This is a genomic window from Kocuria sp. WRN011 (assembly GCF_002295155.1).
Lineage (GTDB): Bacteria > Actinomycetota > Actinomycetes > Actinomycetales > Micrococcaceae > Kocuria > Kocuria carniphila.
This window is the reverse complement of the sequence record NZ_NSGI01000001.1, coordinates 435,622-448,739: the sequence shown is the minus strand read 5'-3', so window position 1 is coordinate 448,739 and position 13,118 is coordinate 435,622. Positions and strand designations below refer to the sequence as shown.

At 66.2% G+C, this 13,118-nt stretch carries 9 protein-coding genes; 1 reads left to right on the top strand and 8 read right to left on the bottom strand.

The annotated features are described in order from the left end of the window. Positions 1 to 80 precede the first annotated feature (80 nt). The 7 genes from CKW39_RS02090 to CKW39_RS02060 all read right to left on the bottom strand — a co-directional run bounded on the left by CKW39_RS02090 (position 81) and on the right by CKW39_RS02060 (position 10,411). The gene (locus tag CKW39_RS02090; RefSeq protein ID WP_095796508.1) at positions 81 to 821 is read right to left on the bottom strand and encodes an SDR family oxidoreductase; all 741 of its coding nucleotides are present in this window, start codon (positions 819 to 821) and stop codon (positions 81 to 83) included. Between the two features lie 63 nt (positions 822 to 884). Further along, complete coding sequence (menD, locus tag CKW39_RS02085; protein WP_095796655.1) at positions 885 to 2,744, bottom strand: 2-succinyl-5-enolpyruvyl-6-hydroxy-3-cyclohexene-1-carboxylate synthase; 1,860 nt, start codon at positions 2,742 to 2,744, stop codon at positions 885 to 887. Positions 2,745 to 2,870: 126 nt separating this feature from the next. Then, positions 2,871 to 4,208, bottom strand: a complete 1,338-nt coding sequence (locus CKW39_RS02080) for a sulfate adenylyltransferase subunit 1 (protein ID WP_095796507.1) — start codon at positions 4,206 to 4,208, stop codon at positions 2,871 to 2,873. Position 4,209: 1 nt separating this feature from the next. Beyond that, entirely contained in the window at positions 4,210 to 5,148 is a 939-nt protein-coding gene (gene cysD / locus CKW39_RS02075; protein WP_254049230.1) for a sulfate adenylyltransferase subunit CysD, read from the bottom strand. Next, positions 5,145 to 6,011, bottom strand: coding sequence for a phosphoadenylyl-sulfate reductase (locus CKW39_RS02070; protein ID WP_371514523.1), 867 nt, complete (start codon positions 6,009 to 6,011; stop codon positions 5,145 to 5,147). The genes cysD and CKW39_RS02070 overlap by 4 nt, the downstream gene beginning before the upstream one ends. Continuing rightward, on the bottom strand, positions 6,008 to 7,720 hold the full coding sequence (locus CKW39_RS02065; protein ID WP_095796504.1) for a nitrite/sulfite reductase: 1,713 nt from the start codon (positions 7,718 to 7,720) through the stop codon (positions 6,008 to 6,010). The genes CKW39_RS02070 and CKW39_RS02065 overlap by 4 nt, the downstream gene beginning before the upstream one ends. Positions 7,721 to 8,128: 408 nt before the next feature. Beyond that, positions 8,129 to 10,411, bottom strand: a complete 2,283-nt coding sequence (locus CKW39_RS02060; RefSeq protein ID WP_095796503.1) for a PhoX family phosphatase — start codon at positions 10,409 to 10,411, stop codon at positions 8,129 to 8,131. A 320-nt stretch (positions 10,412 to 10,731) separates the two neighbouring features. Between CKW39_RS02060 and CKW39_RS02055 the strand changes: the two genes are divergently transcribed. After that, positions 10,732 to 12,045: an MFS transporter gene (locus CKW39_RS02055; protein ID WP_254049229.1), complete on the top strand. Its 1,314-nt coding sequence runs from the start codon at positions 10,732 to 10,734 to the stop codon at positions 12,043 to 12,045. Here CKW39_RS02055 and CKW39_RS02050 read toward each other — a convergent pair. Next, positions 12,042 to 13,049: an o-succinylbenzoate synthase gene (locus tag CKW39_RS02050; RefSeq protein WP_095796501.1), complete on the bottom strand. Its 1,008-nt coding sequence runs from the start codon at positions 13,047 to 13,049 to the stop codon at positions 12,042 to 12,044. The genes CKW39_RS02055 and CKW39_RS02050 overlap by 4 nt on opposite strands. Positions 13,050 to 13,118: the final 69 nt, after the last annotated feature.

Below are 13,118 nucleotides of genomic sequence, written 5' to 3'. Positions count from 1 at the left end.
GGCGATTCGGGCCCTCCCCGACCACCAAATACACGGAAACTGGTCAGAGAGAGTCCGACACCAAGGGGGTCGCCAGGGACCTAGTGCATACCGGAAGGTCGCACGGTGATGACCTCGACCTGAGAGGTCCGTTCCGCATCCACGGCTACGCGCACGGCCGCGGCGATCTGGGCCGGCTGGATCCATTCCTCGGCACGATATTCCTTGCCCTGGTAGGCGTGCAGTTCTGCCTGCATGTCGGTGGCGACGCGGCCCGGGTGCACCGAGGACACACGCACACCGTTCTCGCGCTCTTCCTCGCGTAGCGCGTCCGTGAAGGCACGCAGGGCGAACTTGGTGCCCGAATACAACGACGACGCCGGCCCGGCCGTGAAGCCCGACCCCGAGTTGATAGCCACCACGTCCCCGCCGACGGTCCGCAACTGGGGCAACACGAGCTTGGTCAGCTGCGCCACGGAGAAGACGTTGACCTCGAAGATCTCGCGCCACTGCTCACGGGTGGCCTCTTCCACCCGTGCCATGGGGGCGATACCGGCCGAGTGCACCACGACGTTCAGACCCGGGAACTCTTCGGCCAGGGGCGCCCAGGCTGCTTGGACGGCGGCGTCGTCGGCAAGATCCGCAACGAACGGTCGCGTGCCCGGCCCGAAACCCTCGAGTTCGGAACGCACGCGCTCGACATCCTCGGAGCTGCGGCCGCCCACGAACACCACATGATCTCGCGCGAGGTCCTCGGCCACGGCACGACCGATACCCCGGGTGGCCCCGGTAACCAGAGCGGTGCGGGGCGAATTGCTGGAAGCAGTCTGCTGTTCAGTCATGCACCCATGCTAATCAGGGGTGCGCGATGAGTCCTGGGTACCCCTGATTAGGACCAGGCGTGGTCACGCCTTGATCGGGTTCTTCGCCAGATACTCCCTGGCCGCGTCCTGGGCAGCCCCGCGGATGCCCTTGTGGAATTCACGCAATCCCGCGCGGTCGATGGGGATCTCGATGACCCTTCGTCCGCGCAACGGGGCCGCGAACAGCGCCGCCAGTTCGATGGCGGTATTCGCCTCGCTGTACTCCACCCCGTAGGCGGCACACAGATCCGGCAAGGACACATTGTGCGGGGTTCCGAAGAACCGTTCCACGGTGCCGGTGTATCGCTCGTCCTCCGCCACGGCGCCGTGCTCGAGCTTGCCGAAGATCCCGCCGCCCTTGTCGTTAAGCACTACGAACTGCACATCCGGGATTTCTTCGCCCTCGCCCACCAGCAGAGAGCCGGCATCGTGAAGCAGGGTGAGATCGCCCAGGAAAACGCGGACCGGGCGGCCCGTTCCCAGTGCCACACCGTGTGCGGTGGCCACGGTGCCGTCGATTCCGGACACTCCTCGATTGGCCACCACGGCCACCGGATCATCCGGCCAGGCAACCAGGTCCAGGTCGCGAATCGGGTTGGACGAACCTGCCACCAGGACGGCGCCGTCCGCGGCGCAGGCATCCCACACGGCGTGGGCCACGTGCGGTCCGGTCAGGATGGGAGTGGAGTTCGCCTGGGTCCGCAGGGCGTCACACGCGGCAATGCCGGTGGCTTCCCAGAGTTCGAACCAGTTATCGCGGACCGGCCCGAGTAGTTCAAGGGCTTCCTGGAACGTGTGCACGACCTCTTCGTCGCGGCGGCCTTCCTCGAACCACGGAACCGGTCCGGGACGTACCGCCAGCACGCGAACGTCCTCGCGCTGCAGCATGGCCGCGACCTGCCGGGACAGCGTGGGACGCCCCACGAGCACCACGGTGTCCACGAAATCCACGATGTTCAGTTCCAGGACATTCTGATACGAGTGCACGGCTGACTTGCCGAAACGCGCATTCGAGGACGGTTCGGCCATCAGCGGCAGGCCTGCCTCCTCCGCAAAACGAGCTGCGGCGGGCCCGGCGCCGTCACCGGCCATGACCACGGCACGCGCGCCGTCCGGTGTGGTGGGGCGCTTACCGGGGTTCTCCCCCAACGGCGACGGGATGCTGCCACCGTGCACGTCGTGGATGCGGAAATTCCTGCCGATGTCCCGGGGAAGTCCACTGGTATCGGTTTCCAAATTCTCGGTCACCAGGGATTCGTCGAACACGGCCCAGGGGTGCGCGAGCCGCGCGGGGCGGTTCTCCTTGAGTTCCGCTGCGAGCTCCTCGGCCCAGTTCTTGAGGAACACGTGGTCTTCCTCGGCCCAGGGGTAGAGCGGATCTCGCAGTGCGAGGTTCAGGTGCACCGGCCCCGGGGCAGTGGTGTCGTCTCCCCCGGCCGCGGCGAGCGCGCGGTCAAGGGTCTCCACAGCGGACTTCTGATCGTCCGGTACCAGATCCACCTGAGCACGCACGAAAGACTCAAAGACTCCCGGCTGGTACGTGGTCTGGTTGGCTCCGGTTCCGCGCAGCTCCGGGGGCCGGTCAGCGGTCAACGCTACGAGCGGGATTCCCGAGTGGGAGGCCTCCATGACCGCGGGCAATAGATTGCCCACCGCGGTGCCGCTGGTGGTGAGAATTGCCGTGGGACGCCCGGTGGAGCGGGAAATTCCCAGGGCCGTGAAGGCCGCCGAGCGCTCGTCGATCCGCACGTGCACTCGCAATGCCCCGCTGGCCTCGGCAGCCGCTGCGGCGTACGCAACGGGTGCGGACCGTGAACCCGGTGCGACGACCATCTGCTCCATACCCGCCCGTGCGAGGGCACTCAGTGCGATGGTAGCGGTCAGCAGGCTTGGAGTGATCATGGAGCCCACTCTAGTAATCGGCGTGGACACTCACAGTCGACCACGTAATGCAGCGCCTTATGGCGAGGTCACGCGCCAAAGTGCCGTGGGGCGGCGTCGTCCGATCAACGACGCCGCCGCCGCACCTCAGATGCGCCAGTCCCCGTGCTCGGCCTTGAGACTTCCCAGCACCCCGGGAGTCTCGACGCTGTCGTCCTGGATCATGCCCGCGGCCTGCGTGCGCCCGGTCTGCGGGTCGATCAGCAGGAACGATCCCAACGCGTGGGACTGCGTGTACCCGGTGCCGAAGATCGGTTCGGCCACGCGCACCGTGATCCGTCCGATGTCGTTGAGCCCGAAGCAATCCACGGATTCCGCGCTGAGGGAGTCCAGATTCAGCCGACCGTCGATCGAACCCACGATCCCCCGCACCACCCGCGTGGTGTGCTTGAGCAGCACGCGCTGGCCCTCGTGCAACGGTTTCTCGTCGAGCCAGCAGACCACGGCCTCCACGGACTGGCTGGGCCCGGCACCCGTGTCCACGCCCGAGATGAGATCACCACGGGTGATGTCGATCTGATCGCTCAGTCGCAGGGTCACGGACTGCCCGGCCACCGCTACCTCCAAGGGCTGACCGGCCAGGTCGATGCCCTCGACCGTGGTCTGGCGACCGGCCGGTTGCACCGTCACCGTGTCACCCACGCGCACCGTTCCGGCGGCGATCTGTCCCGCGTAACCGCGGTAATCCACCAGCGCAGGATCCACTGCGGCGGACTGCGGGCGCAGCACCGTCTGTACGGGGAACGCGAACCGCTCCGACTGCGTCAGTTCCGCGGAATCCGGCAGGGTCTCGAGCCATTCCAGCAGGCTAGGACCCTCGTACCACGGGGTGTTCGGCGACTTCTCCGCCACGTTATCCCCGCGCAATGCGGAGATCGGAATGGTATGCAATGCGAGCACGCCGAATTGATCGGCCAGTTCGTGCAGGTCCGAATTCAACTGCGCAAAGCGTTGCTCGGCATCCGGAACCAGGTCGATTTTGTTGAGTGCCACGATCAGGTGCGGCACACCCAACAGCGCGGCCACCGCCAGGTGACGGCGGGTCTGCTCCACAATCCCGTGCTCCACGTCCACCAGGATGATCAGCGCATCCGCGGTGGACGCACCCGTCACGGTGTTGCGGGTGTACTGCACGTGTCCCGGGCAGTCGGCCAGGATGAAGTTCCGGGCGGGTGTGGCGAAGTAGCGGTAGGCCACATCGATCGTGATGCCCTGCTCGCGTTCGGCACGCAGGCCGTCCGTCAGCAGCGCCAGATCCGCAGAGTCCAGACCGCGCGCCTGGCTGACTCGCTCGATGGCTTCGAGCTGGTCGACCAGGATGTTCTTGGTGTCGTGGAGCAGGCGCCCCACCAGGGTGGACTTGCCGTCGTCCACGCTGCCCGCCGTGGCAATGCGCAACAGGCTTCCTCGGGTGTCAACGCTCATTTTAGAAATAGCCCTCTCGCTTGCGGTCTTCCATGGCGGCTTCCGACATGCGGTCATCCGCTCGCGTGGCTCCGCGTTCGGTGAGTGTGCTGGTGGCAACCTCCGCCAGGACGTCCTCAGCGTTGGCGGCCGGTGATTCAACGGCACCGGTGCAGCTCATGTCACCCACGGTGCGGTAGCGGACCGTGCGGCGTTCGATGTCTTCGCCCTCGCGCGGGGTCACGTACTCCCCCACGGCCAGCAGCATGCCGTCACGCAGGATCACGTCCCGCTCGTGGGCGTAGTACAGGGGAGGCAGTTCAATCTTCTCGGCCGCGATGTAACGCCAGATATCCAGCTCGGTCCAGTTCGACAGCGGGAACACGCGCACGTGCTCGCCCGGGCGGTGGCGTGTGTTGTACAGGCTCCACAGCTCGGGGCGCTGATCGCGCGGATTCCACTGGCCGAACTCATCACGCAGGCTGATGATGCGTTCCTTGGCGCGGGCCTTCTCCTCGTCACGGCGAGCGCCACCGTAGACGACGTCGTGGCGGCCGTCCGTGATCGCGTCCAGCAACGGCACCGTCTGCAACGGGTTGCGGGTGCCGTCCGGGCGTTCGCTGAGCCGCCCGTCGTCGATGTAGTCCTGCACGCTCGCGACTTCCAGGCGCACCTTGAGCCGCTCGGCGGTGCGATTGCGGAAGTCCAGGACCTCCGGGAAGTTGTGCCCGGTGTCCACGTGCAGCACGGGGAATGGGATGGGGCACGGCCAGAAGGCCTTGGCGGCCAGGTGAAGCATGACCACGGAGTCCTTACCGCCGCTGAACAGCAGCACGGGGCGCTCGCCCTCGGACGCGGTCTCGCGGAAGATGTGCATCGACTCGGCTTCCAGCCGCTGCAACTGGGTGAGCGCGCCCGAGTTGGAGGTCGAAGTAACAGTGGAGGTGGCTGTGGTGGTCATACGTGAATCCCGCATTCTGTCTTGCCCAGCCCGGACCAGCGACCAGCGCGCGGGTCCTCACCGGGGGCAACTTTTCGTGTGCACGGAGCGCAACCGATGGACGGGTAACCCTGCGTCAGCAGCGGGTTGACCACCACCAGGTTGGTCTCGGCCCAACTCACGACGTCGTCAAAGGTCCAGTCCACGATCGCGTTGATCTTGACCATGTGATGGCGTTCATCCCATTCGACCGGCGCGGCATTGGCGCGGTGGGGCGTTTCCTCGCGCCGCAGTCCGGTCACCCAGGCCTCGTAGCCCTCCAGTGCGTTGTCGAGCGGCTCGACCTTGCGGATCCCGCAGCACGTGGCGGGCTCCCGGTCGTGGAGTTTCGGACCGAACTCGGCGTCCTGCTCCGGCACGGTCAGCCGCGGCAGCAGGGTGCGCACGTTCACAGGCCAGTCCGAGGCGAACGCGTCCCGGGTCTCGATCGTCTCCTGGAAGTGATAGCCGGTGTCCAGGAACAGCACGTCCACGTCCTTGATGTGCTGGCTGACCAGGGCGGGCACCACCGTGTCCGAGGCCATCGAACACGCGACCGCGAGCGACTTCCCGAACGTCCTACCGGCCCACGCCAGCAGTTCTTGGGTGTCCGCGTTGCGCTCGCCGAACAGTTCGTTGGCCTCCTCGACCAGAGCCTTCAGCTCGGCCTCGGAGCGAGTTCGTTGGGGCGCCGACGCCGCTCCGGGCGCCTTGGTGTCGACGGTTGCGGAGCCCACTCCGGTTGCGGCCGGCGAAGTGGTCGCGTCAGGTGACGTACCCGCGGCAGGTGCCTCGGGCGGCGTTGTCGTGGTTGAAGTAGTGACTGAAGAAATAGGCGTGGTCATCGCAGAGAATCCTCCTCGGCGTTCTGTGCCCACTCGGCAAAGGTGAGATCGCCGTTGGTCTCGGCCATGTAGCGGCGGGTGACGCGTTCGACGTAGTCGGTGAGGTCGTCGGAGGTGACCTTCAGGCCGCGCACGGTGCGACCCAGGCCGCCCTCCTCGCGATCTGCGGAGGCGAGGCCACCGCCCAGGTGCACCTGGAACACGAACTCTTCACCGATGAACTGGCCCTTGAGTCCGATGTCCGCGGTCTGGATCCGCGCGCACGAGTTGGGGCAGCCGTTGATGTGCAGCGAAATGGGGTTCGTGATCTCGAGGTCAGTGAGCCGCTCTTCGAGCTGGTCGATCACTTGGGCGGCCAGGCCCTTGGTCTCCACGAACGCGAGCTTGCAGAACTCGATGCCGGTGCACGCAATGGTCGCGCGGCGGAACGGGCTGGGGTGCGCGTCCATGCCGTGGGGCTTGAGCGCGGTGGTCAGCTCTTCCACGCGATCCTCGGGAACGTCCAGCACCAAAACCTTCTGGTAGGGCGTCAAGCGGATGCGATCGGAACCTGCGGCCTCGGCGGCGTCCGCGAGCGCCAGCAGCGCGGCGGAGTTGAGGCGACCCACGGTGAGGGCGAAGCCCACGTACTTGTTGCCGTCGTGCTGCTCGTGCACGCCCACGTGATCGGGGCGGCCCACGGCGCGGGCGGGTGCGGGGCCGTCCGGGAGCTTACGACCCAGGTACTCGTCCTCGAGGACCTGGCGGAACTTCTCGGTGCCCCACTCGGCCAGCAGGAACTTCAACCGGGCCTTGGTGCGCTGCTTGCGGTAGCCGTAGTCGCGGAAGATCCCCGCCACGGCGGCCCACACGGGGACCACGTCTTCCGGGGCCACGAACACGCCGAGGCGCTCGGCCAGGCGCGGGGTGATCGACAGTGCGCCGCCCACCCACAGGTCGTATCCGACGCCGAGTTCGGGGTGTTCGACACCCACGAAGCTGACGTCGTTGATCTCGTGCACCACGTCCAGGCTCTTGCTGCCGGTGATCGCGGTCTTGAACTTGCGGGGCAGGTTCACGAAGTCCGGGTTGCCCACGAACGCTTCGCCCAGGGCGTCCAGCTGCGGGGTGCAGTCGATGATCTCGTGGGCGTCCACACCGGCCACCGGGCTGCCCAGGAACACGCGCGGGGTGTCACCGCACGCCTCAACACTCAACAGGCCCACCGAATCCAGTCGTTCCCATATCTCGGGGACGTCCTCAATGCGGACCCAGTGCAGCTGGATGTTCTGCCGGTCGCTGACATCGGCGGTGTCACGGGCGAAGTCACGTGAAATCTCGCCGATCACTCGGGCCTGGGCCACGTTGAGCCGGCCGCCATCAGTGCGGATACGCATCATGAAGTACTCGTCGGACAGCGATTCCGCATCCAGTTTGGAGGTGGAGGCGCCGTCCACGCCCTGCTTGCGCTGGGTGTACAGACCCATCCAACGGAACCGTCCGTGCACGTCATCCGTGGGGATCGAATCGAAGCCCTGTTTGGAGTACGTGTCGATGATGCGCTCGCGAACGTCCAGCGGATTGCCCTCGGACTTGAACTCCTCGTTGTGGTTGAGGGGTTCCTTGCCGCTGATCTTCCACTGGCCCAGGTTGGTGCCCGGGCGGGGTCCGCGCACGCGCGGTGCGGCTGACTTGGAAGAAGTTTCGGTCGACGTGGTTTGCGCGGCCATGGCAGCTCCTTGAACGGAAACTAGTGATCGGAGGTGCGCCACGAGTCTTCGGGGAACGGGTGAAGTCCCCGAGCGGCACAGTTCTGCGTGACCCGTTGCATAAAAGCTACCGACGTCAGGGCGGGCCTCACAGCCCGTTGTCACGGGGAGTCACATCACGTCACACCGCGTCACATAGGTCGCGGGCACCCAGGACGACGCCGCTCGGCCCGGTGACATTTCAGGCTCGACTTCGCAGCGGGCACCGCGTGTCCCGAGCAAAACCGTGCCGGGATGTCGGGCGAGGTAGGGCACACGGGTGCGCGAGCGGCGTCGTCGACTTGGACGCGCTAAAGACCCGTGCGGGGCCGCGGATAATCGCGACCCCGCACGGGTCTGATCACGCACTCAAGCGTGGCTGGTGCTGGCTCAGCGCTTGGGCAGCGGGCGGGTGATGTTGCCCTCGCCGCCGCTGTCCTGGAAGCTCCAGTCCTCGTAGGAACGGCGGGCCCGGCGAGCGCGGTTGCGGGTATCCGCGTTGGACTTGCCCCGGTAGCCGCGGTACTTGGGACCCTTGGGGCCGTTCTTGCGGCGCTTGCCGCGGCCGTGTCCCTTGCCCGGCTTGTCGCTCACGCCACCGGGGAACTCCGGATCCTTGTCGCGCTCCAGCTTGAAGACCTGCACCACGGCGGGGCGAGGCATGGAGAACTCGCCTTCCTCGAGGCGGGTGGGCAGTGCATAGTCCGGGAAGTAGGAGCGGGGCTCTTCGTACGAGCCGTCCTCACCCGGGTGCTGCACGGCCACGTAGACCATGTCCTCGTTGTCGTGGATGACCGGACCGCAGGTTTCGGCGTCCTGCGGGACCGAGAGGAACTGCTGCACGCGGCCGCGCTCGGAGCCGGTCAGGCCCACCTTGAACAGGGCGTCGTTGTAGCCGATCTTGGACGGCGCGCCGTCCGTGGAGACCCACAGGTTGCCGGCCCGGTCGAAGGCCACGTTGTCCGGGCAGGAGATCGGCGAGACCTTGTCCTTGGGGTAACCGCCGAAGTACGTGCCCGAGTCCTTGGTGGGATCACCGCAGACCAGCAACAAGTTCCAGTTGAAGCGGGTGGAGTTCACGCGACCGTGGCGCTCGGTGAATTCTAGAACGTAGCCGTCGCGGTTGCCGGTACGCGGGTTGGCCTCGTCCACCGGCGCGAAGCCGGGCTTGCCGCGGTCGGAGTTGTTGGTCAGAGCCACGTACACCTTGCTGGTGTGCGGGTTGGGCTCCACGTCCTCCGGGCGGTCCATCTTGGTGGCACCCACCTTGTCCGCGGCCAGTCGGGTGTACACGAGAACCTCGTCCACGGCCATGTCCTTGATCATGGACTTGCCGCCCTTGATCAGGGGCAACCATTCGCCGGAACCGTCGAACTCGCCGTCTGCGGGCAGGGTGCGGTTGCCGGTGATCTCTGCCGGGTTGGAGTTGCCCTTGAGCTTGGCCACGTAGAGGTCGCCCTCGGAGAGCAGCTTCATGTTGTGGCGCTTGTCGCCCTCCTTGTACTTGCGGGAGGAGACGAACTTGTAGATGTACTCGAACTTCTCGTCGTCACCGGAGTAGGCAACCACCGCGCCGTCGTCGCCCACGTGGACGTTGGCACCCTCGTGCTTGAACCGGCCCAGCGCGGTGTGCTTGACCGGCGCGGAGTTCGGGTTCTGCGGGTCGATCTCCACGATCCAGCCGAAGCGGTTGGGCTCGTTCTTGTAGCCCTCGATGCGAGCGTCGAAACGCTTCTCGACCTCGGGCCAGCGGCGGGACGGCATGGCCGTGGGGAAACCGTAGCGCTTCTCCTCCGCGGTGCCGGAGGTGATGAAGTACTGGTGCACGTTCTCCTCACCGGAGAGGATGGTGCCCCACGGGGTCACGCCACCGGCGCAGTTGTTCTGAGTGCCAGCCACGCGCTTACCCGTGGGATCGTCCTGCGTCTTGAGCAGGTCCGAACCTGCGGCGGGACCGTCCACCACGAATGGGGTGCTCAGGGTGATGCGGCGGTTACGAGCGCCACCGCGCACGTAGGACCACGGCTCGCCGACCTTGGTGCGGGTGATCTCCACGACCGACATGCCGTGCGCAGCCATGGCGGTGCGCACCACGTTGGCCAGGTTCTTCTCCTGCTCCCCGGTGGGGAACATCGTGTTCTCGTTGGTGTACTCGTGGTTGTTCACGAGCACGCCGGTCAGACCGTTCGGATCCGGCAGGATGTCCAGGTAATCGGCGTTGAAGCCGAACTGCTTGGACTGGGCCTCCGGGGTCTGGTTCTCCGGATCGAAGTCCGGAGCATCGTAGAACAAGGGGTCACCCCATCGGATGATCGGGGACCAGTCATAGCCCTCAGGGACGTTGAAGTCGTCCACGGTCATGTCCACGGGCTTGATCGGGTTGAAGTCCAAGCGTCCGCGGCCCTTGCCCCAGTACGCGTAAGTTGCATTGGCGGGCTCAGAGGTACCGGCCACGACCCCCACCGTGACGGCACCTGCCAGGCCGAGGCCCAGAGCGGAACGGCGGCTGACCGCCGCAGAAATGATGTCGTGCGCGTACTCGTTGTTGGACTGGTTGCAGTCCGGGTTGGTGCACTGGCTGCCGCACTTGAGCTCACACGTCAGCGGGCTGCGCTTGCCGTTGACGTGGCCCAGCATGGGCAGGAGCTTGCGGCGTTCGGGCGTTTGGGTCATGGAGTCCCCCTGGGTGACGACATTCGGATAGGCATGTCAGCGAGTTCTTTCGATGCATAGCTCATCACCCGTGGGTGATCCGGGTGCGACCGCAGATGAAACGGGAGGTTAATTGCTTGGCTACCCATCGGCGGATGTGCCGATGCCGTCTCGACCCGGTCCACGTGACCTCTTGTGTCATCAGTCTCATCGAATCCTTCGGTCCTGACTAGGCTGCTCATGCGGAGACTTCCCGATTCGCGCCAGCCGTCACCCAACACCGGTGACAATCCTCGAAAGGCATCTCTTTGGACATTCGTCGCGCCATTGATCAGTCCAGAATGTCCGTTTACCAGTGGGTCATCGTGGCCATGGCCACCTTCTTGAATGCCCTGGACGGCTACGACGTCCTGGCGATGGCGTTCACCGCAACCTCCGTGACTGCGGAGTTCGGGCTGTCCGGTTCCCAGCTGGGCTGGCTCTTGAGCGCTGGCCTGATCGGCATGGGCGCGGGCGCGCTGCTCCTGGGTCCCTTCGCGGACCGATATGGAAGGCGCAACATTCTGCTGGTCGCCTTGGTGCTGAACGGCCTGGGCTTGTTCTTGTCCGCAACGGCCGGGAGCGCCGTCGAGCTGGGGCTGTGGCGCGTGCTCACCGGGGTTGGCGTGGGCGGCATCCTGGCAACGATCACGGTTCTCACCAGCGAGTACTCCAACAATCGCAACCGTGGCATGGCCGTGAGCATTTACGCGGCCGGTTACGGAGTGGGTGCCACGCTCGGCGGCATGGGCGCAACCCAGTTGATCCCCGGCTTCGGCTGGCGTTCGGTGTTCCTCACCGGCGCGATCCTGACCGTGATCGGAATCGTGCTCACCGCCCTGATCCTGCCGGAATCCGTGGACTACTACCGCGCCCGCCGTCCCCGGGACGCCGCCGAAAAGATCGCTCGCATTGCTCGCCGCATTGGCCTGCCGAGTGACGTGGTTCTGGGCCCGCCCGACGCCGCAGCCAGCAACCAGGGCAGCGTGACACAACTCCTGAACGGCCGCTACCGCGTGCCCACCCTGATGCTGTGGATCGCGTTCATCGTGATCATGTTCGGCTTCTACTTCGCCAATTCGTGGACCCCCAAACTGCTGGTCGAGTCCGGTATGACAGAGCAACAAGGCATCGTGGGCGGCATCATGCTGACGATGGGCGGAACGTTCGGTGCGCTGCTCTACGGCGCGATCACCACCCGCCGCGATGCCCGCCTCACCCTGCTCGTGTTCTCGCTACTCTCCGCCGTGACGCTGGTGGTATTCATTACGACCACGTCCATGCCGACCCTCGCGTTCTTCAGCGGCGTGATCGTGGGCATGCTCATCAACGGTTGCGTGGCCGGCCTCTACACCGTGGCACCGCAGACCTATGCTCCCGCCGTGCGAACCACCGGCGTTGGCTGGGGCATTGGCGTGGGACGCATCGGCGCGATCCTGGCGCCCGTTCTGGTGGGCGTGCTGCTGGACGCCGGGTGGACCCCCACGCAGCTCTACATCGGTGTGTCCGTGATCGTGGTGCTCGCCGCGCTCGCGCTGCTCAAGCTGCGGCTGTACGAGGTGCCTATAGAGCCCGGGGCTGAGTCGCACGCCGCCGAGGCGAGCGCGGTGCGCTAACTCACCAGGTGTGCGTGGGCCCGGCGGATCCGGTCGAGCCACCAGTCCCGTCGCTCCCCCGTGACCGCGAATTCATCCAGCAGGCCTTCGTCCACGGCAACGTCTCGCACGGCGATGAAGCCGTCCTGCGGTTTGAGCGGTTCGCGGGTGACGTCCCCTTCCATGAGCGACAAAGTTCCCAGCCCGCACGCGTACGGCAGCTCAGGTAACGCTGCGGCCAAGGCAACGCCCGCGCGGATTCCCACCGAGCTGTCGATCGCAGAGCTGACGACGGCGGGCAGCCCCGCGTCCTGCACGATCTCAAGTGCTCGACGCACTCCCCCGAGCGGGGCCACCTTCACGATGATGAGATCCGCGGCCCACGCTCGGGCCACGGCGAGGGGATCTTCGACTTTGCGCACGGACTCGTCCGCAGCAATCTTCAGATCGATGCTCTTGTCCCGCAGCCGTTGCCGCACGGCAGCCAGGCCTTCGATGGTGGCCACGGGCTGTTCGGCGTATTCAAGGTCGTACACCGCCAACTCGGTCAGCGCCACGACGGCCTGATCCTGGTCCCAGCCCATGTTCGCGTCCACGCGAAGCTCCGCGTCAGGAAGGAGGTCGCGGACGGCGGCCACACGAGCGACGTCGTCAGCCAAGGACTGGCCGCGCTCGGCGACCTTGATCTTCACGGCGGGGACCGCGCCGCCGTACCCGGCGAGTACGTCACCCACCCGATCCGCGGGGACGGCGGGGACGGTTGCGTTGACCGGGATGCTCTCGCGAACGGGAGCGGGGAACCCCTGCCAGGCGGCTTCGATGCCAGCGCGGAGCCACTGCGATGCTTCGGCGTCCTGGTATTCGGGGAACGGACCGAACTCGCCCCACCCTGCGGGACCCCGGAAGATCGCGGTCTCGCGGACCGTGACCCCACGGAACTTCACGCGCATCGGGAGTGCGACCACGCGAACGGTATCGAGGAGAGCATCAACGGGCGGGAGATCCAGGGTGTGTGGGGAGGTCATGCTTCAAGGGTAGGTCCGCCCAATGGGAACGCTCGTGAACGGGTCGCGAAGCACCCGGGACATGCGAAC